Here is a 23,793-nt window from a genome sequence, read left to right as displayed (position 1 = left end):
CTATGGTTTTATTCTAAGCATATATAGCAATGAGTTGAGTTATTCTTCAGCCATAAAGGCTTCCAGTAGATCATTGAGAAACAGCTTACCTTTCTCGGTGATCTGCCAGTGTGTTTCACTCTCATTGAGGTATCGCTTCTCTATCGCCCATTCAATAGTCGACTGGATAGCATCAAACTCTAAGCCCGTTGTATCGATAAAATCTTGCTTAGGGCAGGCTTCCATCAAGCGAAAACGGTTCATGAAAAACTCAAAAGGCCGATCTTGGTTGGCTACGATAAATTCATCTGAAAGATACGGCTTCACCATATTTTGATAAGCAGCGAGATAGCCACGTGGATGTTTGACCTTTGTGGTACGGACAATCCGGCCGTCAGCAAAGCTCAGCTTGCCATGTGAGCCACAACCAATGCCTAGGTAATCGCCAAAGCGCCAGTAATTTAAGTTATGGCGACACTGAAAATCTGGTTTGCTATATCCTGAAATCTCGTATTGCACATAGCCAGCATCTGCGAGCTTTTTATGCCCTTGCTCGAAGATATCCCATAAATCATCGTCGTCGGGTAGCGTCGGTGTCTTATAGTAAAACATCGTATTCGGCTCAATGGTGAGCTGATACCATGATAGGTGAGGGGGATTGAGTTCAATCGCTTTGTCTAAATCAGCTAGGGCTTGTTCGATTGTTTGATCAGGTAAGCCGTGCATTAAGTCTAAGTTGAAACTGTTGAGTCCGATTGTATGAGCAAGCTGGGCGGCATTTACCGCTTCTTGTTGGCCATGGATACGTCCTAGCTTGTCGAGTTTTTGCTGTTCAAAACTCTGAACGCCAATCGAGATTCGCGTCACTCCCGCCTTTTGGTAGCCTTTAAAGCGTTCAGCTTCGACGGTACCGGGGTTTGCTTCCATTGTGATTTCGATATTGGGCTCAAAGCCAATTCGAGTTTCAATGCCGTTTAGAAGCTTCTCTATGCCTTGAGCTGATATAAGGCTTGGGGTTCCGCCACCGATGAATATTGAATGCAATTTACGTGGATTGTCGTTTAGCTGATACTTTTCGATATCGGTATCGAGATCTTCAAGTAGCGCGTCAATATATTGTTGTTCTGGAATATCTGCTTTTAAAGCGTGTGAATTGAAATCACAGTATGGGCACTTTTGTACACACCATGGGATGTGTACATAAAGGCTGAGTTTAGGTGGTTTTAACATCGTCAATTTTGCCAACGATTATACTTGCTCTGACAAAGTAGCGAATAGCTTGCTCAGTGCTTTGCCACGGTGTGATAGCTGTTTCTTACGGGCTGGCTCCAATTGTGCAGACGCACAGTTATCTTCAGGTACAAAAAATACCGGATCATAACCAAAGCCATTGTCACCTTGAGCTTGTTCTAGGATCTGACCTTCCCATTTCCCATGGCATACAATCGGTGTTGGATCATGCTCATGGCGCATCAAAACCAACACACAATGAAAACGAGCACTGCGTTGTTCGCTCGGTACGCCTTCCATCTCTTTGAGCAGTTTTTCTAAATTTTGCTGGTCGGTTGCCTTTTCTCCTGCGAAGCGAGCAGAGTAGATCCCTGGCGCACCTTTTAGGTAATCCACTTCTAACCCTGAATCATCGGCAATAGCAGGCAAGCCGGTTTCTTTGGCTGCGTGGCGGGCTTTGATAATGGCATTTTCAATAAATGTAGTGCCAGTTTCCGCGACTTCTGACACGGAATATTCGCTTTGCGCGACAACGTCAAAGCCAAATTCAGAAAGGAGATCCGCCATTTCACGGACTTTTCCTTGGTTACCTGTTGCAAGTACTATCTTGTTCATCGAGATTCTCTTTAGTAGAAGTCTATTCTTCAACGTAAAACTTTTGGCTGAACTTTAGTTTACCCGTGCCTTTGTTTCCAGCATTAATGTCGAGATCGAAGGTGAGGGTTTCCTCATTGGAAATTGGCAGCTCAGCTAAATAGTAAATCGCATCACCTTCTTTGACTTGTTTAAAGGATAGTTCACGAGTATTGCCGATCAGGTTACGGCTATGACCGGTAATGTTAGCTTCTGTTGCTGGTTTCCCTGCCTGAGAGTTATCAAGCACACTGATGTTAATAATTGCAGAGTAGCCATTTCTTTTTAGTTGGTAGCTACGAGCAACTTGTGGGGTAAGAAAAGTGGAGTTAAATGCAGAGTAATGAACTTCAACATCCTTGATGGTTTTGAACTGACCTGCCCAAGTTGGGAGTGCCAGAAAACTTACCAGAATTAGGGTGATCCATTTGTTCATAGGGCTTCCTTTGTATGTTGTTATTTTTTGCTTCGTTATGGGGATATCTTATCGTAAATAAATGAAAAGCCATCATAAGATGGCTTCGATTTCTGTAGGTATTTGGCTGGGTGTTTGAACTCGGATCTGTTTATGTCGACCTAGCTCGCCTTTCTCTATGGTGATAAGTCCTTTCGCGACTTTAAATTGTTTAGCTAAGTATTTGCTCAAATGCGCGTTGGCTTTTCCATCTACAGGAGGAGCAGTAATGGCGACTTTTAATTCGTCACCATGGAGTCCAACAATTTTATCGCGGCTCGCTTTTGGCTGAATGTATAGACGGAGCAGGATATCTGAACCGTCCTTCCAAGCCGCTAGCGCCATTACAGCCTAAACCACATTGGACCAATAAGGTCGCCCATTAGGAAGTTAGCAAATTGCAGGGCAATAAATAACACTAACACACTTAAATCGAAGCCACCCATAGCAGGAATGATACGACGAATCGGCGCTAGCATTGGCTCTGTTAGCTGGTGGAAAACGTATTCGATAGGACTGCGACCTTGGCTTACCCAGCTAAGAATTGCACGAATAAGTAGTACCCAGAAGAGTAACCCGCCTGCAGCTTTAAGCAGTGACAATAAGCCTAGGAATAGGAAATCGGCACTGAAGCTTACCGAACCGCTAGAGGCGATAAAGATAAGTGCGACGAACTTTAGAACACACAGCACGTACGCGAACAGAACTGTGGCTAGGTCGAGACTGCCGATTGACGGAATCACACGGCGAAGCGGGCCTACAATAGGTTGAGTCGCTTTGACGATAAATTGAGAGAATGGGTTATAGAAATCCGCACGCGCAGCTTGAAGCCAGATGCGTAAGATCACGACCATAATGTAGAGATCAAAAAGTGTGGATATCAGAAAACTCATTGAATTCATAAGGAGCCCTTAATACAGGTTGTGTCCAAGTTTACTGGGTTGGACAAAATTAAAATAACTTTTCCATTTCTTCTGCGCGAGAGACTGCAGCTTGCATCGCTTTCGCAACAATATCGGATAATTGATGTTCATTGAATGTGCGCAGCGCTTCTGCTGTGGTACCACCCTTTGAGGTCACTTGCTCACGTAGCGTTGAAAGTTCTGTGTCAGGGCTCGCGGCTACCATGCTCGCTGCTCCTAGTGCTGATTGTTGCACTAGATTGCGTGCCGTTTCTACATCGAAGCCTTGAGCGATAGCTTCTGCCTGCATTGCCTCCATAAATAGGAAGAAATACGCAGGAGCACTTCCCGCAGCTGCAATCACATTATTGATACCAGACTCGTTCTCAACCCAGCATACTTTACCTACCGCATTCATCAACTGCTCAGCAAAGTTTTTATCTTCCACTGGAACATGTTGTGCAGCATAAAGCCCGCTCATGCCAAGCCCAATCTGAGACGGAGTATTTGGCATCACGCGTACCAAATTTAATGTGCTGTTTAGCATTTCATCGTAGCGTGAGCTATGAATTCCGGCCGCAATGGAGATAACAAGCTTGCCAGAAAAGTCGATGCTTTGTAGAGGTTTCGTCACCTCTTCCATCATTTGCGGCTTGACCGATAGTACCACTACATCGGCTTCTTGAGCGGCGACTTCATTATTGCTGGTGGTGCGAATGCCGTAGGCTTGTTCAAGAGGTAAGCGTCGAGTCTCTGATGGCGCTGTCGCTGTGATAAGTTCAGCAGGGTAGCCATCGGCAATAAGCCCGGAAACAATAGCCTTAACCATATTTCCCGCGCCAATAAAGGCAATCTTCTTGTGTTCCATTGGTCGTTTGATCCTTTTGTTAAGCGTGTGGTTCCCGCTATTGCTAAGCTTTACCGCTATAATCGCGTGCACCGAATATTGCTGTACCAATACGAACCATGGTACTGCCAGCTTCAATCGCTGCATCCATATCGCCACTCATTCCCATTGATAAAGTATTAATATCAGGATATTGCTTTGCGAGTTTGTCTTTGAGTTCTGCTAACTGCTTGAATGCACTCAGCTGAGACTGATAGTCAGAAACGTTAGCAGGAATAGACATCAACCCTCTTAACGTGAGGTTCGGTAGGCTAGAAATCAACTCTGCTAGCTCAAAAACTTCTGCATCAGTTGCGCCTGACTTACTGGCTTCACCACTGGTGTTTACCTGAATAAGTACTTGGATAGCAGGCATATGTTCAGGGCGTTGGTCGTTCAGACGCTGAGCTGTTTTTGCTCGATCTACTGTGTGCACCCAAGCAAAGTGTTCTGCAACATGGCGGGTTTTATTCGATTGAATAGGGCCGATGAAGTGCCATTCAATATCGATATCAGCGTGATGTTGATTGAAATGCTGAACTTTCTCTACGCCTTCTTGAACGTAGTTCTCGCCAAAGGCACGCTGGCCTGCCTGTGCCGCTTCCAGAATTGCTTCATTAGGCTTAGTTTTACTCACCGCTAAAAGTTGCACCGAGTCTCGAGGTCGTCCACACTTTTGTTGTGCGCTTTCAATCTGTGAGGTGATATGTTCAATGTTTTGTTGAATACTACTCATAGCTACTTATACGTAAGGAAATTAAATGGATATCGCTGAGTTACTGGATTTTAGTGTAAAGCATAATGCTTCAGATCTACATCTTTCTGCTGGTGTACCGCCTATGGTACGTATAGATGGTGAAGTAAGAAAGCTTGGAGTACCAGCTTTTAGCCATGCCGATGTTCACCGTTTAGTTTTTGAGATCATGAATGACGCTCAACGTAGTGAGTTCGAGGAAAAGCTGGAAGTCGACTTTTCGTTTGAGTTGCCTAATGTGGGCCGTTTTAGGGTGAATGCCTTTAACCAATCCCGTGGCTGCTCTGCCGTATTTCGAACCATTCCGGTTGAGATTCCTACCTTAGAGCAGATCGATGCGCCAGAGATCTTTGAAAAAATTGCCAATTATGAAAAAGGGCTAGTGTTGGTCACGGGGCCTACGGGTTCGGGTAAATCAACCACGCTGGCCGCGATGGTGGACTACATTAACCGTCACCACAATAAACACATTCTTACCATCGAAGACCCGATTGAGTTTGTTCATACCAACAATAAATGTTTGGTGAACCAACGTGAAGTACACAGAGATACCCATAGTTTCAAAAATGCGCTACGTAGCGCATTACGTGAGGATCCCGATGTTATTCTGGTAGGTGAGCTACGAGATCAAGAAACCATTAGCTTAGCACTGACGGCTGCTGAAACAGGTCACTTAGTTTTTGGTACGCTGCATACCAGTTCAGCGGCGAAAACCATCGACCGTATTATTGATGTATTTCCGGGTAGTGATAAAGATATGGTGCGATCTATGTTGTCGGAGTCGATGCGTGCTGTGATTGCGCAGAAGCTTCTCAAGCGTGTAGGTGGAGGCCGAGTCGCTTGTCATGAGATTATGCTAGCGACACCTGCGATTCGAAACCTTGTACGTGAAGACAAAGTGGCACAGATGTACTCCATCATTCAAACCGGTGCGGCTCACGGCATGCAAACGATGGAGCAAAATGCGAAGAAATTAATGGCTCAAGGTCTTGTGGATGTCCAAGAAGTTGAGAAGAAAATAGAAATCGAGTCTTCACCGTTTTAGAGAGAAACCTCATGGATTTGAATCAGTGCTTACAACAGATGATCGAGCTTAAAGCATCGGATCTCTATTTAACGGTCGATGCCCCAATCCTGTTCCGAGTAGACGGGGAACTCAGAGCTCAAGGAGACAAACTGAACGAGGGGCAGGTTACTCGCTTTCTCAATGCTATGATGGATGATGATCGTCGAGAAAGCTTTAAGCAAACTCGCGAATCTAATTTTGCCGTGGTTCGCGATAGTGGACGCTTTCGTGTCAGTGCATTTTTTCAACGTGAGTTGCCGGGGGCGGTAATACGCCGCATTGAAACCAATATCCCAACCTTTGAAGAGCTCAAATTACCTGAAACGCTGCAAGATTTGGCCATAGCTAAACGTGGGCTAGTGTTGGTTGTTGGAGCGACGGGCTCTGGTAAATCTACGACGATGGCGGCAATGACGGGTTATCGTAATCAACATCGAACTGGGCATATTCTTACCGTTGAAGATCCCATTGAGTTCGTGCACCAGCACCAGCGCTGCATCGTCACTCAGAGAGAGGTTGGGTTGGATACTGAAAGCTATGAAGTGGCGCTTAAGAACTCTTTGCGCCAAGCTCCTGATATGATTCTAATTGGTGAGATCCGTAGTCGAGAGACGATGGAATACGCCATGACGTTTGCCGAAACGGGCCACCTATGTATGGCAACGCTGCATGCTAACAACGCCAATCAAGCGTTAGAACGGATTCTCCACCTTGTTCCTAAAGAGCAAAAAGAGCAGTTCTTGTTTGATTTGTCGATGAACCTAAAAGGGGTAGTAGGGCAGCAACTTATCCGCGACAAGAATGGCCAAGGTCGTCATGGGGTGTTTGAATTATTGCTAAACAGTCCTCGAGTCTCTGATTTAATTCGCCGGGGTGATCTACATGAATTAAAAACGACGATGGCTAAATCGAAAGAGGTGGGTATGCAGACGTTTGATCAAGCGCTCTATCAGCTGGTGGTCGAGGGTAAAATCAGTGAACAAGATGCGTTGCACAGTGCTGACTCAGCAAATGATTTACGTCTGATGTTAAAGACTCAGCGTGGTGAGAGCTACGATTCTGGCTCACTCACCAATGTGAAGATAGATATGGACTAGCCACAAGCTTTGGATGATAAAAAGGGTTGGTACGTTACCAACCCTTCTCTATTTTGTGAGGCTTGCTTAGCCGTATTGTGCTTCAAACCAGCTTTCTAAGATAACGACGGCAGATTGGCAATCGACGTTGCCTTTTGAAAGCGCTTTGTAACCCCCCATATTGAATAAATCTGAGCGAGCTTCTGTTGTCGATAGACGCTCATCATGCAGTTCTACAGGTAATCCGTAGCGACCTTGAAGTCGCTTGGCAAACTTCCTTGCTCTGGGCGTAATAGACTCAAGATCTTTGCCGTATAAGTCGGTTGGAAGCCCTACAACCAACATGTTTGGTTGCCATTCTTTAATTTGCTTTTCGATATCATCCCAATTGGGAATGCCATCGTTGGCTTTAAAGGCTTTCAATGGTGAAGCCGTTCCTGTGATTTCTTGACCAATTGCACTGCCGATGCTTTTGGTGCCGAAATCGAAAGCCATGATAGTTCTGGACATGGTGTGCCTTTATTTTGATTATACAGCGAGAGCTATGCGTGACCTGTTTGTGTTGATAGCTGTGCGGCGTCGATCCCCAGCATTTGTACAGCGGTACGCCAACGCTCGCGGATAGGCGTGTTAAAAATAACGTCAGGATCCGCTTCAATCGTCAGCCAGGAGTTCTCGGCTAGTTCGGTTTCCAGTTGCCCGGCTTCCCAGCCCGAATAGCCAAGTGCGATAATGTAGCTGTTTGGTTCCGCTTCAGTACCTAGCACCGAGAGAATATCTTTAGAAGTCGTCACAGAAATTTCATCGGTCATTTGGATACTCGATTCGTACCGATCTTTCGGTTGATGGAGTATAAAGCCGCGATCTTCAGATACCGGCCCACCGTTTAACACGGGTTTCTCTAGGCTCTCAGTATGCAGTTGGGGATGAACAGGCTGAATGTCGACTCGTTCCAACATCCCAGCGACGGTAATATCGATAGGTGCATTGATCATTAGCCCCATCGCGCCTTCTTCATTGTGCTCACAAACATAAATAACACTGTTCTTGAAGTACGGGTCTTTCATTCCCGGCATAGCAACTAAGAAGTGGTTGGTTAGGTTCATAGCGACTCCAAATGATTAAGGAGGCGGGCTTCCCCGCCTAAATGAAGCTAATTTTTTAGACGACGCTCAATCGCGTCCATTAACTTACCAGTAATAGAAACATCAAACGCGGCCTCGATTTCACGAATACAGGTCGGGCTAGTCACGTTGATCTCTGTTAATTTGTCGCCAATTACGTCTAAGCCTACAAAGATAAGGCCCTTTTCTTTTAATGTTGGAGCTACCGCTTGGGCGATTTTTAAGTCTGTTTCACTGAGCGGTCTCGCTTCGCCAGTGCCACCTGCCGCTAAGTTGCCGCGAGTTTCCCCTTTTGCCGGGATACGAGCTAGGCAGTAAGGCATTGGTTCACCGTCTACTACGAGTATGCGCTTGTCACCGTTGCTGATGTCAGGAACGAATGTTTGCGCCATGGCGTAGTTCTGACCATGGTTGGTGAGCGTTTCAATAATCACCGACACATTAGGATCATTTTCTTTCACTCGGAAGATTGATGCACCTCCCATGCCATCTAATGGCTTCAAGATCACGTCACCATGCTGTTCACGGAATGCTTTGATCTTTTCTGCTTTACGCGTAACGATTGTGGTCGGCGTTAATTCTGGGAACCACGCCGTAAATAGTTTTTCGTTACAGTCACGTAAGCTTTGTGGTTTATTAACGATCAGGGTGCCTTGTTCTTCGGCACGCTCTAATATGTAAGTCGCGTAAATGTACTCTGTATCGAATGGAGGATCTTTACGCATTAATACCGCGTCTAGCTCAGAGAGTTCGATCGTTTGCTCTGACTTAAATTGATACCAGTTTGCCGGATCTTCTTTCAGCTCAACCACTTTAGTATCAGCTACTGCGACACCTTGATCTAAGTGTAGATCATTCATTTCCATGTAGTGGATTTCATAGCCACGGCGCTGTGCTTCAAGCATCATCGCGAAGCTAGAGTCTTTCTTAATGTTAATGGATGAAATTGGATCCATTACGATGCCAAGTTTAATCATGATCTTCTCCGGTTAGCCAAGATCGCCAAAGCGAACTTGAAGGGCGGTAATTGCGGTGAGAGCCGCTGTTTCGGTTCGTAGTACACGTGGGCCCAGCAACGTCTCTTCAAACTGATAGTCTTGTGTCATATCGATCTCTTGCTCTGACAGGCCACCTTCTGGGCCAATCAGTAAGCGTACTTTTTCGATAGGAGTAGGTAGGGTATTAATGGAATACTTTGCTCTAGGGTGCAGGTTAAGCTTGAGCGCGTCGGTTTGCTCTGCACACCATTGTTCTAACTGCATGATAGGTCTAATGACAGGTACAGTATTACGGCCGCACTGCTCACACGCGCTGATTGCAATTTTTTGCCATTGAGCCAACTTCTTTTCAAAACGTTTCTGATCGAGCTTTACGCCGCAACGCTCTGAGATGAGTGGGGTAATCGTGTTTACGCCCAGCTCAACAGATTTCTGGATAGTAAACTCCATCTTATCGCCGCGCGACACGACTTGGCCAAGATGTAGGTCGAGCGGTGACTCTGAACTGCGTTCAATACGCTCGGTGATGTTCACATCTACGTTTTTCTTTCCTACAGAACTGATGGTGGCTGGAAACTCGGCACCACTGCCATCAAACAACAGCACGTCTTGGCCTTCTTTCATGCGTAGCACTCGGCCAATGTGACCTGCGGCATCATCACTCAAAGCAAGCGTGCCTAGTTGGTGGATAGTTTCAGGGTGATAAATTCTTGGGATGCGCATGATTTTTTGAAATTCCAGCAAACAGTTAGAGAATGTTTAGAGACTAACATGGATGCTTTAAGGTAAAAAAACAAGGGCAGAAGAAGAGATTCAACGCGTGAGATTGAATCTCTTGATGTCCGTGTTATGGGTTGCAGCGTTCATAGACAAATGGGTTGTGATTGCCTTGAATCTTTTGGATGCGTCTATCGCGTTCACATTCCCATTCATCGACCGGGTATTGCTTGTTCCAGGCTGTCATTAAGTTGGTTTGTTGAGAAGATAACAGGAAACCATACTCCTGACTCATATACAGGTAGGTCCGGGCAATGGAACCTTTTGCTCTATCGGGTGGCATCACTTTGCGCTGTTTGAAGTTCACTTGCATCTCACAGCGACCATAACTGACACCTTGTGTACCATTCCACTGACTGAAATTGTAATTGGAGCGATCGCCGTTCACTTCACCAATCGTCGGCGTTAAGTTGTGTAGATCCGCCTCCATTGAACGAAATACGGTGTCGTTCTTGGTGCAGTTTTTCCTCCCTCCTTGCTGCCAGCATTGGCGCTGATGACCAAATTGCCAAGCTGGGACGACATGCTCCCACTCGATTCTAGATGCACGCTTTTGTTGCTTCCTGACCTCATAGCCACAAGACTCCAAGTCTGGAGTGCCCTTTCTTCCTTGCCATTGGATGTCACAGCCGCAATAAAAGCTACTGGGATGATCTTGGTAGATTTTAACCGCTTCTTTTTTGGCCTTGTAAAACGATGATGGAGGCGCAGATAGGGCTAAATGTGAAACAATAAACAACGAGCCAAAAACGGCGATGGTAAAAGGTTTCATTAACAGAGTGTGGTAAAAGTATGACGAATGCCAGTCTACCACGCAATTTAGTGTAAGAGATATGAAATAGCTAGAGCTGGGGCTAGGAGAGCTGCTGACCTGTAAACGTTAGTGTTTGCTTGCACTGTTGGCAACGATAGCTCGCTTGCCTTCTCATGACTTTGTTGTGACGTCGGATAGAGAGTGGGTATTCAGAGCAGCCACAGCTGTATGCGAAGGTTTTACCTTGAACAGAGGCAATATCGAACTGATGTGTTGTGTCTGGAGAGACACCAAAAACGCTGCGCATTGTTTGTTGCCATTCTTTGCCGTGTGGGCGAACTCGACCATAGATTTTGTGGACGATGAGATGAGCCACTTCATGGGGAATGACTTGTTCAATAAATGCCGATTGGTTTTCTGTAAATAAAACTGGGTTAAGGCGAACTTCCCACAGTTGCAAGTAGGCTTTGCCTGCCGTTTTTCCACGTAGTTTATAGCTTAGAGTTGGCGTTTCCAAATGGGTTTGGAAGTATTGGCTCGCTTTATCAATGCATTGTTTTAGTTGCACTTGTGCCCGGTAGTTGAGTTCAAAATCTATCACGTTATGCCTCAGTAAAATAAAGCCCCGGAGAAAATCCGGGGCAAGATTGTAACATTATTGGCAAACGAAAATAGAAGGTTGGAGACCTAATGTTTTTTCTTTATCGTTGCATGATAAGCATGCCAAGTACCGTAGCCTAAGATTGGCATGGTAAACAGCATTCCTATCCCGTACGTGGCAAAACCAATCAAGATACCGCCACAAATTAACCCTGCCCAAACGATCATGGCTGGGATATTCGATTTCACAGCATTAAAGCTAGAGAATACCGCCGTCATAATGTCGACTCGACGCTCCATCATTAATGGAATCGAAAAAGCCGAGACACTGAATACAATGCACGCAAGAACAAACCCGACAACAGAGCCAGTGATCAAGAATGGTAAAAATTCAGTGAGAGGCGCGCCTTCTACTGACGGATAGAGCACATGTAGCAATGCTGCGATACGCATCCAAAAGATCATGGCGATGGCGAGAAATACGGCAAACGTCCATTGAGAAGTCGAGTTGCGGCCAATTGCTTTCATCGAGTGTAGTAAGCTTGCGTTGTGACCTTTTTCCCTTTCCCAGCTTGCATCGTAGAGCCCTAGAGCTAGGAAGGGGCCGATGAGCATATAAACAACCAGACTTGGCATTACAACCAAGTGGGTGCCTTGCCATTGTACTAACAGCACAATACCGACTGCCGCTAACATAAAGCAGAAACCGTAAAATGCACTGATGAAAGGCATGCGGATAAAGTCGTGTAACCCTAGCGATAGCCAGTGAAACGGCGCTGACACACTAAGCTGATTACACGGTATGGTTCGAGCGTATTCGTTATCTGGGACTTCCTTTCGCTTATCTTGAAAGTCCGATGGATTAACCGTACGAGGCATAGATCCTCCTTGATCGATTCACGTTCAATACCAAGCCTGAGCTAAGTATTGGTAGATTCGATGCCTGCTTTGGCGATACAAACAGTTCGACTTAAAAAGCACTCACAGCAAAGCCCTGCATCACGTTGTTAGTGAAGTTTCTTTCTACTTGCGTTTAGAAACTTATTTGAGTCTCGAAACCTATGGGTAGATAGAAAAATTAACACCTTATTAACTATTGGCGTGAATGACGAAAATTACAAATAACAGACATAAAAAAAGCCCTTACTTATTAGTAAGGGCTTTTTAAATCTAGCTAGTGATTACTTGATGCCAGCGAACTCGCGTAGTAATGCCGCTTTATCTGTTGCTTCCCAAGGGAACTCTTCACGACCGAAGTGGCCGTAGGCTGCAGTCTTCTTGTAGATTGGTTGAAGAAGGTTCAGCATTTCTTGCAGGCCGTATGGACGCAGGTCGAAGTTTTGACGAACAGCTTCGATAATGATGTCGTGAGATACTTTCTCAGTGCCGAATGTTTCAACCATGATAGAAGTTGGATCTGCAACACCGATAGCGTAAGAAAGTTGGATTTCACAGCGGTCCGCCATGCCAGCGGCAACGATGTTTTTAGCAACGTAACGAGCTGCGTAAGCTGCGCTGCGGTCTACTTTTGATGGATCTTTACCAGAGAATGCACCACCACCATGACGAGCCGCACCGCCGTATGTATCTACGATGATTTTACGGCCAGTTAGACCACAGTCACCCATTGGACCACCGATTACGAAACGGCCTGTTGGGTTGATGAAGAAGTTAGTATCTTTAGTGATCCACTCAGAAGGCAGTACAGGCTTGATTATCTCTTCCATTACCGCTTCACGTAGGTCTGGAGTCGTTACTGAATCACAGTGCTGAGTAGAAAGTACAACAGCATCAATACCAACGATCTTACCTTGGTCGTATTGGAACGTTACCTGAGATTTTGCATCTGGGCGTAAGAAATCTAGCTTACCGCTTTTACGTACTTCAGCTTGTTTTTCAACAAGGCGGTGAGAGTAAGTGATCGGAGCTGGCATTAGAATGTCAGTTTCGTTCGTTGCGTAACCGAACATGATGCCTTGGTCGCCCGCGCCTTGCTCTTTAGGATCTGCTTTATCAACACCTTGGTTGATGTCTGGAGATTGCTTACCAATTGTGTTTAGAACAGCACAAGAGTCAGCATCAAAGCCCATGTCTGAATGAACGTAGCCAATTTCACGTACAGTTTCACGAGTGATTTCTTCGATATCAACCCATGCAGAAGTCGTGATTTCACCACCAACCATTACCATGCCTGTTTTCACGTACGTTTCACACGCAACGCGAGCTTTCTTATCTTGTTCTAAGATGGCATCAAGAACAGCATCAGAAATTTGGTCTGCGATTTTATCTGGATGGCCTTCTGAAACAGACTCAGAAGTGAACAGGTGCTTAGCCATGAGAGCTCCACTTAAATTAGTTATAACGGCTGGTGTTGTTAACCAACCGTAATGAAATACAGTAAATTTTGTAGGTGTTTCTACATCTAGACGTCTATTCTAGTTTTGAACGCTCGAATTACAAGCTCTTTTTTCTTATCGAAGATAACCAAACGTTTGCTTCGGCAAAGCTTAAATTTAGTTACTTTGAATCAAAATGCTAAAAATTACGCTGAATTGTTAGAATTCTGCCAGTAAAACGTTTGCAGAGACAAAATCCCTTTGAGACAATATCGCGCGCTGATTTTTCAGCCTCTAACCACACATTTCGAATTCGCTTAATGCACTCAGGAGCAGTCATGTCTTCTCGTAAAGATCTAGCAAATGCAATCCGCGCACTTAGCATGGATGGCGTACAACAAGCCAACTCTGGCCACCCAGGCGCACCTATGGGTATGGCAGATATCGCCGAAGTTCTTTGGCGTTCTCACCTAAACCACAACCCAGCAAACCCTGAGTGGGCCGACCGCGACCGTTTTGTATTGTCAAACGGCCACGGTTCAATGCTGATCTATTCTTTGCTGCACCTATCAGGTTACGAGCTATCAATCGATGATCTGAAAAACTTCCGTCAATTGCACTCTAAGACTCCAGGCCATCCAGAGTACGGTTACGCGCCGGGTGTTGAAACAACAACAGGTCCACTAGGCCAAGGTATCACTAACGCTGTTGGTATGGCGCTGGCTGAGAAAACTCTAGCAGCACAATTCAACAAAGAAGGCCACGACATCGTTGACCACTTCACTTATGCATTTATGGGTGATGGCTGTCTGATGGAAGGTATTTCTCACGAAGCATGTTCTCTAGCGGGTACGCTAGGCCTTCGTAAACTTATTGCTTTCTGGGATGACAACGGTATTTCTATCGACGGTGAAGTTGAAGGTTGGTTCTCTGACGACACGCCTAAGCGTTTTGAAGCTTACGGCTGGCACGTCATCCCAGCAGTAGACGGTCACGATTCAGCTGCAATCAACGCTGCTATTGAAGCAGCTAAAGCCGATCCACGTCCTACACTAATCTGTACTAAGACGATCATCGGTTTTGGTTCGCCAAACAAGTCTGGTTCACACGATTGTCACGGTGCTCCGCTAGGCGCTGAAGAAATCGCAGCAACTCGCAAAGAACTTGGTTGGGAACACGGTCCATTTGAAATTCCAGCGGACATCTATGCTGAGTGGGACGCAAAAGAAGCAGGCGCAGCTAAAGAAGAAGCTTGGAACGCTAAGTTTGAAGCGTACGCTGCGGCTTACCCGGCAGAAGCTGCTGAGCTTAAACGTCGTCTAAACGGTGAACTACCTGCACAGTGGGAAGAGAAAACAAACCAAATCATTGCTGATCTTCAAGCTAACCCAGCAAACATCGCATCACGTAAAGCGTCTCAAAACGCACTAGAAGCATTTGGTGCTATGCTACCTGAATTCCTAGGCGGCTCTGCTGACCTTGCACCTTCTAACCTAACTATGTGGTCTGGCTCTAAGTCTGTTTCTGCTGAAGATCCAGCGGGTAACTACATCCACTACGGTGTACGTGAATTCGGTATGACAGCGATCATGAACGGTATCGCTCTGCATGGTGGTTTCGTACCATACGGTGCTACTTTCCTAATGTTCATGGAATACGCTCGTAACGCAATGCGTATGGCTGCTCTGATGAAAGTTCAGAACATCCAAGTTTACACGCACGACTCTATCGGTCTTGGCGAAGATGGTCCAACTCACCAACCTGTTGAGCAAATGGCGTCACTACGTTTGACTCCAAACATGAGCACATGGCGTCCATGTGACCAAGTTGAGTCTGCAGTAGCTTGGAAACTGGCTATCGAGCGTAAAGACGGTCCAACGTCTCTCATCTTCTCTCGTCAAAACCTTGCACAGCAAGAGCGTAACGAAGAGCAAGTCGCTAACATCGCACGTGGTGGTTACATCCTGAAAGATTGCGAAGGCAAGCCAGAGCTTATCCTTATCGCAACAGGTTCTGAAGTTGAGCTAGCGGTTAACGCTGCGGCTGAACTAACTGCTGAAGGTAAGAAGGTACGTGTAGTCTCTATGCCTGCAACTGACGCATTCGACAAGCAAGACGCTGAGTACCGTGAATCTGTACTGCCATCTGACGTAACAGCTCGTATCGCTGTAGAAGCTGGCATCGCTGACTTCTGGTACAAGTACGTTGGCTTCGGTGGCAAGATCATCGGTATGACAACATTCGGCGAATCTGCACCAGCAGGCGAGCTATTCAAGATGTTCGGTTTCACTACTGAAAACGTAGTAAACACAGCGAAAGAGCTTCTAGCGTAACGCTTTATTAGCTTCTTCTCGTAGTAAAATTAAAGCCCAGCGACGCATACCGTCTCTGGGCTTTTTCGTATTTGTCTAACAAGTAAATAGATATCTTTATCCATTGAGATTGATTATAATTTTCAAAATTGATCTCGCTCAAGTTTATCCTCAATGAAGCTATCTCTCGCAGGCCTTTGGCAATTGTCACCTTTAACTGATTTGTCTATTCCTCAAGATGACATTACTTTTCCAGCACCTTTAAGCAGCATCTTACCCAAGACCCTGACGGAACAAGATATTGCTCAGCAAGAGTGGCACCTCATGCATGATATTGAGGTAGATGAAGCCATGTTAGCTTTTCCTGCAGTGGATTTAGTCATAGCAGGTGTCGATTACCATGCAGAAGTGCGTATTAATGGTGTCGCTGTGTTCGACTGTGATGGTACTCAATCGTTATACAAGAAAGATATTCGCCCTTATTTGCAGTTAGGGAGAAACCGATTTGAGGTGCTATTCCTTGAGCAAGAAGAAGATTGGTTGCTGGATGATGATTCAGCCACTGAATTGTGCGAATTAGGCGACGCACCTTCAAAGATTGATGAGCGAATGGGAATTTGGCAAGAGCCTTACCTTCAATTTATTCGCCATGTTCGTTTAGAGCATGTGGCTACGGAGCAAATTTGGCACCACGGTGGAGGGTGTGAGTTTATGGTTGACCTCCATTACACTACGTATGCTTCAGGTCTTGTATCTGCGATGGTGAAATTTAACGGCATGACTTATCACTTGCCTATTGATGTGAGAAGTAACCATGCGAGTGCACTTTTTCAGATTGAGGCTCCGATCTATTCAGAGCCTGATCAGCCTAAAGAGCAAGATTTGTATAGTTTAGAAGTCAACTTGGACGGCCAACAGCAGCATTTTAAAGTCGGGTTAAGTCGCGACTTATGCGTGTCCCACTATCCGATATAGTCGAGTGAGTTAGTGTGCGCACACCCATTGTTGAGGATGTTTTCGTTGCCACACTTTCTCATGGAAGTAGTAAGCGCACGTATTGATGGTAGGTTCGATAGCCGCCATCACACCACCAACAAACAAATCTCCTGTGAGTAAATAGACCACGCCAAATGCGACACTGAAATGTACGCTAGCAAAGCTGATCGTTTTTACTTTAGCGGAGTGAGCAAATCTCTTGAGTGTTGCAGATGTATTCCACGCACGCTCATGGAAGTAGAAAGCGACGGTATTGACCATAGGCTCTATCATCGCAATCAAACTACCGATTAAGACGTCGCCCGTTAGAATGTATGCGACACTGAACGCAATAGTGAAGTGGAGAGCTGCAAAGTTAAGTGTCTTTTTCATAATAGTAGCCTTAGTCATAATCTGTGGAACTAAGGTTATTATTAAGAATTGTTCTCATTTGTAAAAGTGGCTTGTACCTATTGATTCAATAGGTAAAGGGCAATAAACAAGATAGGGTTATCGCGAGTGGAAGAAAAAAGGACGCATGATGCGTCCTTTCTTTAGCCCTGTGGTTTTACCACCAGTACATTAATCGGCGAGTTCTGTACCACTTTACTAGCAACAGAGCCTAATACCACTTTGTCTATCTTAGAGCGCTTGTGGCTTGGCATCACAATTAAGTCCGCGCCTAGTTTTTCTGCGTAATCCAAGATAGTCGCATAGGGTTTACCTTCAGCAACGTGCACTTTATAGACGATGGAATCGTCGATGTATTGGTCTGCGAATTTTTTGAGTTGCGCTTTTACGTCCACTTTCATCTGGTTGGCTGCATCTTTCGGAAAGTAGGTCGCGACCATTGACATGTGGATGCCAGGCAACACATTGAGTAGGTGGATTTCGGCATTTGAGTGTTTTGCATGCCAAACAGCAAGTTCAACCGCTTTATCAGAAAAGCCTTGGTCATTTAAGTCGACTGGAACAAGGATTTGTTTATACATTTGTATTGTCTCTTTTTTAATTTGGCGAAGCCAATTAATCCCTTGTTTAAACGGCCTTACTCATTAGTAGATAAGTAAGGCCGAGCGAATTACGCGCTTAGCTGTTCCTTACGAGCGCGTTTTCTTTGATTTAAGCCTAGCCCAATTAGGATTAATAGAGCAGGGATGAAGACCCATTCCTTCATAGGTCGGTCTGCATCTTGTACTACCCATTTGATTTCCCAATCGAAGTCGATACCAGCAGACTCAGCTGGGCTGCCAAACTCGACCATATCAACAATCATTTTGTTATCGGCTTCGGTTAGCATCAGACCCATTGAGCTGATTCGTTCTTCAGCCGTTTTCGCTTGATCATCGAATGGAAGACGAACGGTTTTCTCAGTGTAATCACCTTCAAGGTTCTCACCACCGACTCTTAGCTCTAAGGATTGTCCTACATTCATTTGCTCTGTGATTTGAGCTATCTCAACTCCAGGTGAGAGAACCTTAGCTGGATAGATCATGTCCCACCAGAACCCAGGACGGAAGAAAGAGAACGTCAACACCAGTAATAGGACTGTTTCCCACCACTTGTTACGCGTAAACCACCATCCTTGAGTTGCCGAGGAGAAGACCAGCATGGCTATCACCGAAGAGATAATGGTCAGCATTAAGTGCCACCAACTATCGATCCCCATAAGTAACAATTGGGTATTGAACACGAACATAAATGGCAAAATTGCCGTCCGTATATCGTAGGTGAAACCTTGGATACCAGTCCGTATAGGGTCTGATTTCGCAATTGCTGCGGCAGCAAAGGCGGCGAGACCTACTGGAGGGGTATCATCTGCCAAAATACCAAAGTAGAACACGAATAAGTGAACGGCGATCAGTGGAATGATCAAACCGTGTTGAGCACCTAGAGTCACGATAACTGGTGCCATTAGTGTTGAAACAACGATGTAGTTGGCAGTGGTTGGAAGGCCCATACCCAAGATCAAGCTGATTACTGCGGTAAATAACAGCATCAGAATGATGTTACCGCCAGAAATAAACTCAACAAAGTCTGTCATAACTAGGCCGATGCCCGTTAGTGTTACCACACCAACGACTGTACCTGCAGCCGCTGTCGCGACACCGATACCGATCATATTGCGTGCACCAGAAACTAAACTTTCTGCAAGATCAATAAAGCCTGCTTTAGTTTGCTCCGCGACATCATCCGTTTTCGCCATTAACGCCATTAGCGGACGTTGCGTGATCAAGATGAAGATCATAAACACAGTTGCCCAGAATGCTGATAGGCCAGGAGAGAAGCGTTCTACAGTTAAACACCAAACCAATACAACAATTGGAAGTAGGAAGTGTAGGCCTGATTTGATGGTTGGACCTGGATCTGGTACTTCGGTGATCTCGGCATCAATTTCCATATTGCCTTCATTCGCGTACTTAGCTGATACGCGAACCAGCGCCACGTAGGCAATCAGCAGAGCAACGGTAACAATAGGTGTTGCTGCATCGCCAAAGACATCTTTGGTCCAGCCCACACCGTAGTAAACAGCCGCACTGATGACACACAAACCGAGAATGGTGCCAGTGAAAGACAGCAGGCTAGCCAGTAGAGTCGGATTATGACGGCGTGGTAGACCAGTCATGCCTGCTTTACATGCTTCTAAGTGAACAATGTAAATGAGAGCAATGTAAGAAATAAGGGCAGGAAGTAACGCAGCTTTAATAACTTCAACGTAAGAGATCCCTACGTACTCCACCATAAGGAAAGCAGCAGCACCCATGATAGGTGGTGTTAGCTGGCCATTAGTCGAAGCCGCAACTTCTACCGCACCAGCTTTGGTACCAGGGAAGCCAACACGTTTCATAAGAGGAATCGTGAAAGTACCCGTAGTTACTACGTTTGCAATCGATGACCCTGAAACCAAGCCCGATAGACCGGATGCTACAACAGCAGCTTTTGCTGGGCCACCACGCATGTGACCAAGCAAAGAGAAAGCCACTTTAATAAAGTAAGCACCCGCACCAGCTCGTTCTAGCATTGCGCCGAATAGTACAAACAAGAAAACAAAAGACGTCGATACACCTAGTGCAACACCGAATACCCCTTCGGTAGTTAACCATAGGTGGGACATTGCTTTATTGAGGCTTGCACCTTTATGAGCAATCACATCTGGCATGTAAGGGCCACCAAACGTATACAGTAAGAAGACTGCAGCAACGACCATTAACGGTGGACCTAATGCTCGGCGAGTGGCTTCCAGTAGCAACACCATACCAGTGACGGCAGCAACGATATCAAAAGTGGTTGGTGCACCAGAACGCCCAGCGAGCTCGGTGTAGAAGATATAGATGTACGCTGCTGAGAAACTACCGGCTAAAGCCAGTACCCAGTCGATGACAGGAATTCTGTCACGCGGTGAGTTTTTCAGCGCCGGGTAGGCGGTAAACGCGAGGAAAATTGCAAACGTTAGGTGAATGGAGCGCGCTTGCGTGTCATTCAGTACTGCAAAATCGAAAATGAACGGCAGTGGTGATGCGTACCAAAGTTGGAATAACGACCAACATAGCGGTACCAACCAAAGTATACGCCCAGGAATACCTCTAGGGTTTCGGGCTCCAGTGTCGGCTTGTGCCACCATTTCTTGCACATCTTGAGACGGTGTATTTGTCTGCGTCATGTACTTTGTCCTTATTATTGATGGTGTCTTTCTGTCTAGATATAGAACGTACAGTGAATCCTATTCAGTGTAGTGAATAGATCTGTATCGCTCTAATTGTAATTATTTTGGGTATTAAGTGAGGATGGTTTTCAACGGTGAAACCAAAAGGGATAACAACCATCAAGGAGGCATTACGCCTCCTTGTATTGGTCTGCTATGAGTTGAGCTTACTTAAGTAGGCCAACTTCTTTGTAGTACTTTTCTGCGCCTGGGTGAAGAGGAATAGTAAGACCTGCTTTAACCATGTCTTCTTTCTTCAGGTTCGCGAATGCTGGGTGTAGACGCTTAAACGTATCGAAGTTCTCGAATACTGCTTTAGCAACGTTATATGCAACTTCGTCTGAAACATCAGAAGTCGTTACCATTGTTGCCGCAACACCGAAGCTGTTTACGTCTGAATCGGTACCACGGTACATGCCAGCTGGAACTGTGCTGTATGCGTAGTAAGGATTGTCTGCAACAATCTTATCTACTTGTGCACCAGAAGCTGAAACTAGCTTCGCATCACAAGAAGTTGTTGCTTCTTTGATTGATCCGTTCGGGTGGCCAACAACGTAGATGAATGCATCGATTTTGTTGTCACACAGAGCTTGAGAACGTTCTGAACCTTTTAGCTCTGATGCAAGTTTGAAGCTGTCGTTAGTCCAGCCCATTGCATCCATTACCACGCCCATTGTTGCGCGGTCACCTGAACCTGGGTTACCGATGTTTACACGCTTACCTTTTAGGTCAGAAACGTTTTCGATACCTGAGTCTGCACGAGCAATGATGTTAAAAGGTTCTGTATGAAGTGAGAACATTGCACGTAGCTTCTTGTACGGTCCTTGTTCAGCAAACTTACTGGTACCGTTGTAGCCGTGGTATTGCCAGTCCGACTGAACAACGCCGAAGTCTAGCTCGCCAGCACGGATAGTGTTTACGTTGTAGATAGAACCGCCAGTTGATTCTACTGAGCAACGGATGTTGTGATCTTTACGACCTTTGTTCACTAGCTTACAAATTGCACCACCAGTTGGGTAGTAAACACCCGTTACTGAACCAGTACCAATTGTAATGAACTCTTGGGCGTTAACCGCGCCAGCACCCATAACAGCAGCTGCAATTGCGCCAATTTTAATAAGTTTGTTTAATGCCATGAATGTCCCTTCCTTATTCATTATTTGCCCCAAAACAAGTGTAGTCGCTTCGGGAGTTTCCTCGTTTGGAAACGGCATCTTTTTCAATCCGTATGTTGAAAAAGTGGCTGAATAATACCAAAAAAACCGGAGATAATTATAGGATTGTTAAAATATGTAGCGTATTGGACTGTGATGTAACAGAATTGTCAGTGTCAAAATGATGGCTAAGTGGTTGTTTATAAAGCGGTTGTTTTTTGCCACTTACGGAGAGGTGAGTTTCTTTAGATGTGAAGTGGGTCACGTTGTTTATGAGTGAACGTAACCCATTGAGCTATGCGATAAATTAGCCTGTGTATTCAAAGAGTTCGCACACAGATTCAAACAGCTGCTCAGTAGTCACTGACAGTGTTGGAGTAATGAAAATAGTATCATCACCAGCCACTACACCTAGAATGCCTTCGGATTTACCTAGGGAGTCGAGTAGTCGAGCAATCAGTTGTGCAGCTCCTGGACCAGTATGGATAACAACCAATGCGTTGTTGCGATCAATATCAAGAACAAGCTCGCGTAGTGAACTAGAGACGGTCGGCACCCCCAACTCTGCTGGAAGGCAGTAGACCATTTCCATTTTTGCGTTACGTGTTCGTACCGCACCAAACTTAGTCAGCATTCGCGAGACTTTAGATTGGTTAATGTTCTCAAAACCTTCATTTTTAAGAGCATCAACAATGTCGCCTTGAGAGCCAAATCGCTCTTCTTTTAGTAGGGCTTTAAAAGCGCGGACTAAGTTATCTTGTTTTTCTGTATTGCGCATGGTTCTTCTTTCTATTTATAAGATCCGTAGTGAATATTCTCGCATAGCTATGCACTTATCGCCAAACTATCACTGAATTCTGTCTAATAGGTCACTGTAAACTTATTTTTAATGACAGAAAAATTACTAGTTAAACCTTTGTCGAACAAGGTGTTTCATACATAATGCATTTGCTCGTGTAGCACGTCCTTATTGATTTGCGCGAGGTCGCAAAGCGCGCGTTAATTGATTGTAATCAAGTTGTGATTACTATAGTTTTTACCCTATTCGCGTACAGAATACCCTACTAAAACATTTATAAGAGATAAGATCTCAAGGAGAACTACAATGAAAGTAGCTGTTATTGGTGCCGCTGGTGGCATCGGTCAAGCCCTAGCACTTCTTCTTAAAAACCGCCTTCCAGCGGGTTCAGATTTAGCCCTATATGATATTGCTCCTGTAACGCCAGGTGTTGCAGCAGACCTTAGCCACATCCCAACTCCTGTTTCGATCAAAGGTTATGCAGGTGAAGATCCAACTCCAGCGCTAGACGGTGCGGACGTTGTTCTGATTTCTGCGGGTGTAGCTCGTAAACCAGGTATGGATCGCGCGGATCTATTTAACGTAAACGCAGGCATTGTTAAATCGTTGGCAGAGAAAATTGCCGTGGTTTGTCCAAAAGCTTGTGTTGGTATCATCACTAACCCAGTGAATACTACTGTGCCAATCGCGGCTGAAGTACTAAAGAAAGCGGGTGTTTATGACAAGCGCCGCCTATTTGGTGTAACAACACTGGACGTGATCCGCTCAGAAACGTTTGTTGCAGAGCTAAAAGATAAAGATCCAGGTGACGTTCGTGTACCTGTTATCGGTGGCCACTCTGGTGTGACTATTCTTCCTCTATTGTCTCAAGTCGAAGGTGTTGAATTTACAGCCGACGAAATCGAAGCTCTAACCAAACGTATCCAGAACGCTGGTACTGAAGTTGTTGAAGCGAAAGCCGGTGGCGGTAGTGCGACACTGTCTATGGGTCAAGCGGCTTGCCGATTCGGTTTAGCTCTTGTGAAAGCGCTTCAAGGCCAAGAAAATGTGATTGAATGTGCATACGTTGAAGGTGAGGGCGAACATGCTCCGTTCTTCGCACAGCCAGTAAAACTAGGTAAAGAAGGCGCAGAAGCAATCCTTAGCTACGGTGAACTAAGCGACTACGAGAAAGCGGCTCTCGATGGCATGTTAGATACACTGAAAGGTGATATCGAAATCGGTGTTGAGTTTGCTAAATAGCAGATGGTTTAAGTAACAACGCTCTATATAATAAAAAAG

25 protein-coding genes are annotated in these 23,793 nt (G+C 45.5%); 5 read left to right on the top strand and 20 right to left on the bottom strand.

Annotated elements, in window-relative coordinates; all coding sequences use genetic code 11:
* Nucleotides 1-39: 39 nt before the first annotated feature.
* The 7 genes from hemW to J4N42_RS12495 form a co-directional block, all read right to left on the bottom strand.
* Nucleotides 40-1,209, bottom strand: coding sequence for a radical SAM family heme chaperone HemW (gene hemW, locus J4N42_RS12525; RefSeq protein ID WP_252028404.1), 1,170 nt, complete (start codon nucleotides 1,207-1,209; stop codon nucleotides 40-42).
* An 18-nt stretch (nucleotides 1,210-1,227) separates the two neighbouring features.
* Nucleotides 1,228-1,824: an XTP/dITP diphosphatase gene (locus J4N42_RS12520; protein WP_252028402.1), complete on the bottom strand. Its 597-nt coding sequence runs from the start codon at nucleotides 1,822-1,824 to the stop codon at nucleotides 1,228-1,230.
* A 22-nt stretch (nucleotides 1,825-1,846) separates the two neighbouring features.
* The gene (locus J4N42_RS12515) at nucleotides 1,847-2,278 is read right to left on the bottom strand and encodes a DUF4426 domain-containing protein (protein WP_252028400.1); all 432 of its coding nucleotides are present in this window, start codon (nucleotides 2,276-2,278) and stop codon (nucleotides 1,847-1,849) included.
* 72 nt (nucleotides 2,279-2,350) lie between these two features.
* A complete protein-coding gene (gene yggU / locus J4N42_RS12510) occupies nucleotides 2,351-2,641 on the bottom strand; it encodes a DUF167 family protein YggU (protein WP_252028398.1) in 291 nt (96 codons plus the stop codon).
* Nucleotides 2,641-3,198: a YggT family protein gene (locus J4N42_RS12505; protein WP_252028396.1), complete on the bottom strand. Its 558-nt coding sequence runs from the start codon at nucleotides 3,196-3,198 to the stop codon at nucleotides 2,641-2,643. The genes yggU and J4N42_RS12505 overlap by 1 nt, the downstream gene beginning before the upstream one ends.
* A 49-nt stretch (nucleotides 3,199-3,247) precedes the next feature.
* On the bottom strand, nucleotides 3,248-4,066 hold the full coding sequence (gene proC, locus J4N42_RS12500; RefSeq protein WP_252028395.1) for a pyrroline-5-carboxylate reductase: 819 nt from the start codon (nucleotides 4,064-4,066) through the stop codon (nucleotides 3,248-3,250).
* 43 nt (nucleotides 4,067-4,109) lie between these two features.
* Nucleotides 4,110-4,820 carry a YggS family pyridoxal phosphate-dependent enzyme gene (locus J4N42_RS12495; RefSeq protein ID WP_252028393.1) on the bottom strand — a complete coding sequence of 237 codons (711 nt, stop codon included), beginning with the start codon at nucleotides 4,818-4,820 and terminating at the stop codon, nucleotides 4,110-4,112.
* Nucleotides 4,821-4,845: 25 nt separating this feature from the next.
* Here J4N42_RS12495 and J4N42_RS12490 point away from each other — a divergent pair, with 25 nt between their 5' ends.
* The gene (locus J4N42_RS12490) at nucleotides 4,846-5,883 is read left to right on the top strand and encodes a type IV pilus twitching motility protein PilT (protein ID WP_252028391.1); all 1,038 of its coding nucleotides are present in this window, start codon (nucleotides 4,846-4,848) and stop codon (nucleotides 5,881-5,883) included.
* A gap of 11 nt (nucleotides 5,884-5,894) precedes the next feature.
* On the top strand, nucleotides 5,895-7,001 hold the full coding sequence (locus tag J4N42_RS12485; protein WP_252028389.1) for a PilT/PilU family type 4a pilus ATPase: 1,107 nt from the start codon (nucleotides 5,895-5,897) through the stop codon (nucleotides 6,999-7,001).
* A 66-nt stretch (nucleotides 7,002-7,067) separates the two neighbouring features.
* Here J4N42_RS12485 and ruvX read toward each other — a convergent pair whose 3' ends face one another.
* The 8 genes from ruvX to metK form a co-directional block, all read right to left on the bottom strand.
* The gene (gene ruvX / locus J4N42_RS12480; protein ID WP_252028386.1) at nucleotides 7,068-7,490 is read right to left on the bottom strand and encodes a Holliday junction resolvase RuvX; all 423 of its coding nucleotides are present in this window, start codon (nucleotides 7,488-7,490) and stop codon (nucleotides 7,068-7,070) included.
* Nucleotides 7,491-7,522: 32 nt separating this feature from the next.
* Nucleotides 7,523-8,086: a YqgE/AlgH family protein gene (locus J4N42_RS12475; RefSeq protein ID WP_252028384.1), complete on the bottom strand. Its 564-nt coding sequence runs from the start codon at nucleotides 8,084-8,086 to the stop codon at nucleotides 7,523-7,525.
* Nucleotides 8,087-8,133: 47 nt separating this feature from the next.
* Complete coding sequence (gene gshB / locus J4N42_RS12470; protein WP_252028382.1) at nucleotides 8,134-9,081, bottom strand: glutathione synthase; 948 nt, start codon at nucleotides 9,079-9,081, stop codon at nucleotides 8,134-8,136.
* A gap of 12 nt (nucleotides 9,082-9,093) precedes the next feature.
* Complete coding sequence (gene rsmE, locus J4N42_RS12465; RefSeq protein ID WP_252028380.1) at nucleotides 9,094-9,825, bottom strand: 16S rRNA (uracil(1498)-N(3))-methyltransferase; 732 nt, start codon at nucleotides 9,823-9,825, stop codon at nucleotides 9,094-9,096.
* Between the two features lie 124 nt (nucleotides 9,826-9,949).
* The gene (locus J4N42_RS12460; RefSeq protein WP_252028378.1) at nucleotides 9,950-10,651 is read right to left on the bottom strand and encodes an endonuclease; all 702 of its coding nucleotides are present in this window, start codon (nucleotides 10,649-10,651) and stop codon (nucleotides 9,950-9,952) included.
* A gap of 82 nt (nucleotides 10,652-10,733) precedes the next feature.
* Nucleotides 10,734-11,234 (bottom strand): SprT family zinc-dependent metalloprotease, encoded by a 501-nt coding sequence (locus J4N42_RS12455; protein WP_252028376.1) that lies wholly within the window; start codon nucleotides 11,232-11,234, stop codon nucleotides 10,734-10,736.
* An 86-nt stretch (nucleotides 11,235-11,320) separates the two neighbouring features.
* The gene (locus J4N42_RS12450) at nucleotides 11,321-12,112 is read right to left on the bottom strand and encodes a DUF2189 domain-containing protein (RefSeq protein ID WP_252028374.1); all 792 of its coding nucleotides are present in this window, start codon (nucleotides 12,110-12,112) and stop codon (nucleotides 11,321-11,323) included.
* Nucleotides 12,113-12,414: 302 nt separating this feature from the next.
* On the bottom strand, nucleotides 12,415-13,569 hold the full coding sequence (gene metK / locus J4N42_RS12445; RefSeq protein ID WP_252028372.1) for a methionine adenosyltransferase: 1,155 nt from the start codon (nucleotides 13,567-13,569) through the stop codon (nucleotides 12,415-12,417).
* Nucleotides 13,570-13,907: 338 nt separating this feature from the next.
* Between metK and tkt the strand changes: the two genes are divergently transcribed.
* Both tkt and J4N42_RS12435 read left to right on the top strand, forming a co-directional pair.
* On the top strand, nucleotides 13,908-15,902 hold the full coding sequence (gene tkt / locus J4N42_RS12440; RefSeq protein WP_252028370.1) for a transketolase: 1,995 nt from the start codon (nucleotides 13,908-13,910) through the stop codon (nucleotides 15,900-15,902).
* A gap of 153 nt (nucleotides 15,903-16,055) precedes the next feature.
* Nucleotides 16,056-16,856, top strand: coding sequence for a glycosyl hydrolase 2 galactose-binding domain-containing protein (locus J4N42_RS12435; RefSeq protein ID WP_252028369.1), 801 nt, complete (start codon nucleotides 16,056-16,058; stop codon nucleotides 16,854-16,856).
* Nucleotides 16,857-16,865: 9 nt separating this feature from the next.
* Here J4N42_RS12435 and J4N42_RS12430 read toward each other — a convergent pair whose 3' ends face one another.
* From J4N42_RS12430 to argR, 5 genes are all read right to left on the bottom strand, one after another.
* Complete coding sequence (locus J4N42_RS12430) at nucleotides 16,866-17,249, bottom strand: DUF2061 domain-containing protein (protein ID WP_252028367.1); 384 nt, start codon at nucleotides 17,247-17,249, stop codon at nucleotides 16,866-16,868.
* Nucleotides 17,250-17,410: 161 nt separating this feature from the next.
* Nucleotides 17,411-17,848: a universal stress protein gene (locus tag J4N42_RS12425; RefSeq protein WP_252028366.1), complete on the bottom strand. Its 438-nt coding sequence runs from the start codon at nucleotides 17,846-17,848 to the stop codon at nucleotides 17,411-17,413.
* 89 nt (nucleotides 17,849-17,937) lie between these two features.
* Complete coding sequence (locus J4N42_RS12420; RefSeq protein ID WP_252028364.1) at nucleotides 17,938-20,517, bottom strand: TRAP transporter permease; 2,580 nt, start codon at nucleotides 20,515-20,517, stop codon at nucleotides 17,938-17,940.
* Between the two features lie 209 nt (nucleotides 20,518-20,726).
* Entirely contained in the window at nucleotides 20,727-21,695 is a 969-nt protein-coding gene (locus J4N42_RS12415; protein ID WP_252028362.1) for a TAXI family TRAP transporter solute-binding subunit, read from the bottom strand.
* Between the two features lie 325 nt (nucleotides 21,696-22,020).
* Nucleotides 22,021-22,491 (bottom strand): transcriptional regulator ArgR, encoded by a 471-nt coding sequence (gene argR, locus J4N42_RS12410; RefSeq protein WP_252028360.1) that lies wholly within the window; start codon nucleotides 22,489-22,491, stop codon nucleotides 22,021-22,023.
* Between the two features lie 327 nt (nucleotides 22,492-22,818).
* Between argR and mdh the strand changes: the two genes are divergently transcribed.
* Nucleotides 22,819-23,754, top strand: a complete 936-nt coding sequence (mdh, locus tag J4N42_RS12405; RefSeq protein WP_252028359.1) for a malate dehydrogenase — start codon at nucleotides 22,819-22,821, stop codon at nucleotides 23,752-23,754.
* Nucleotides 23,755-23,793: the final 39 nt, after the last annotated feature.

This window comes from Vibrio sp. SCSIO 43135 (assembly GCF_023716665.1).
Classification (GTDB): Bacteria; Pseudomonadota; Gammaproteobacteria; order Enterobacterales; family Vibrionaceae; genus Vibrio; species Vibrio paucivorans.
This window is presented reverse-complemented; position numbering and strand designations above follow the sequence as displayed.

Bases quoted from the DNA above. Each gene is read 5' to 3' on its own strand.
- hemW (WP_252028404.1), bottom strand. From the start codon at position 1,209: ATGTTAAAACCACCTAAACTCAGCCTTTATGTACACATCCCATGGTGT.
- J4N42_RS12520 (WP_252028402.1), bottom strand. From the start codon at position 1,824: ATGAACAAGATAGTACTTGCAACAGGTAACCAAGGAAAAGTCCGTGAA.
- J4N42_RS12515 (WP_252028400.1), bottom strand. From the start codon at position 2,278: ATGAACAAATGGATCACCCTAATTCTGGTAAGTTTTCTGGCACTCCCA.
- yggU (WP_252028398.1), bottom strand. From the start codon at position 2,641: ATGGCGCTAGCGGCTTGGAAGGACGGTTCAGATATCCTGCTCCGTCTA.
- J4N42_RS12505 (WP_252028396.1), bottom strand. From the start codon at position 3,198: ATGAATTCAATGAGTTTTCTGATATCCACACTTTTTGATCTCTACATT.
- proC (WP_252028395.1), bottom strand. From the start codon at position 4,066: ATGGAACACAAGAAGATTGCCTTTATTGGCGCGGGAAATATGGTTAAG.
- J4N42_RS12495 (WP_252028393.1), bottom strand. From the start codon at position 4,820: ATGAGTAGTATTCAACAAAACATTGAACATATCACCTCACAGATTGAA.
- J4N42_RS12490 (WP_252028391.1), top strand. From the start codon at position 4,846: ATGGATATCGCTGAGTTACTGGATTTTAGTGTAAAGCATAATGCTTCA.
- J4N42_RS12485 (WP_252028389.1), top strand. From the start codon at position 5,895: ATGGATTTGAATCAGTGCTTACAACAGATGATCGAGCTTAAAGCATCG.
- ruvX (WP_252028386.1), bottom strand. From the start codon at position 7,490: ATGTCCAGAACTATCATGGCTTTCGATTTCGGCACCAAAAGCATCGGC.
- J4N42_RS12475 (WP_252028384.1), bottom strand. From the start codon at position 8,086: ATGAACCTAACCAACCACTTCTTAGTTGCTATGCCGGGAATGAAAGAC.
- gshB (WP_252028382.1), bottom strand. From the start codon at position 9,081: ATGATTAAACTTGGCATCGTAATGGATCCAATTTCATCCATTAACATT.
- rsmE (WP_252028380.1), bottom strand. From the start codon at position 9,825: ATGCGCATCCCAAGAATTTATCACCCTGAAACTATCCACCAACTAGGC.
- J4N42_RS12460 (WP_252028378.1), bottom strand. From the start codon at position 10,651: ATGAAACCTTTTACCATCGCCGTTTTTGGCTCGTTGTTTATTGTTTCA.
- J4N42_RS12450 (WP_252028374.1), bottom strand. From the start codon at position 12,112: ATGCCTCGTACGGTTAATCCATCGGACTTTCAAGATAAGCGAAAGGAA.
- metK (WP_252028372.1), bottom strand. From the start codon at position 13,569: ATGGCTAAGCACCTGTTCACTTCTGAGTCTGTTTCAGAAGGCCATCCA.
- tkt (WP_252028370.1), top strand. From the start codon at position 13,908: ATGTCTTCTCGTAAAGATCTAGCAAATGCAATCCGCGCACTTAGCATG.
- J4N42_RS12435 (WP_252028369.1), top strand. From the start codon at position 16,056: ATGAAGCTATCTCTCGCAGGCCTTTGGCAATTGTCACCTTTAACTGAT.
- J4N42_RS12430 (WP_252028367.1), bottom strand. From the start codon at position 17,249: ATGAAAAAGACACTTAACTTTGCAGCTCTCCACTTCACTATTGCGTTC.
- J4N42_RS12425 (WP_252028366.1), bottom strand. From the start codon at position 17,848: ATGTATAAACAAATCCTTGTTCCAGTCGACTTAAATGACCAAGGCTTT.
- J4N42_RS12420 (WP_252028364.1), bottom strand. From the start codon at position 20,517: ATGACGCAGACAAATACACCGTCTCAAGATGTGCAAGAAATGGTGGCA.
- J4N42_RS12415 (WP_252028362.1), bottom strand. From the start codon at position 21,695: ATGGCATTAAACAAACTTATTAAAATTGGCGCAATTGCAGCTGCTGTT.
- argR (WP_252028360.1), bottom strand. From the start codon at position 22,491: ATGCGCAATACAGAAAAACAAGATAACTTAGTCCGCGCTTTTAAAGCC.
- mdh (WP_252028359.1), top strand. From the start codon at position 22,819: ATGAAAGTAGCTGTTATTGGTGCCGCTGGTGGCATCGGTCAAGCCCTA.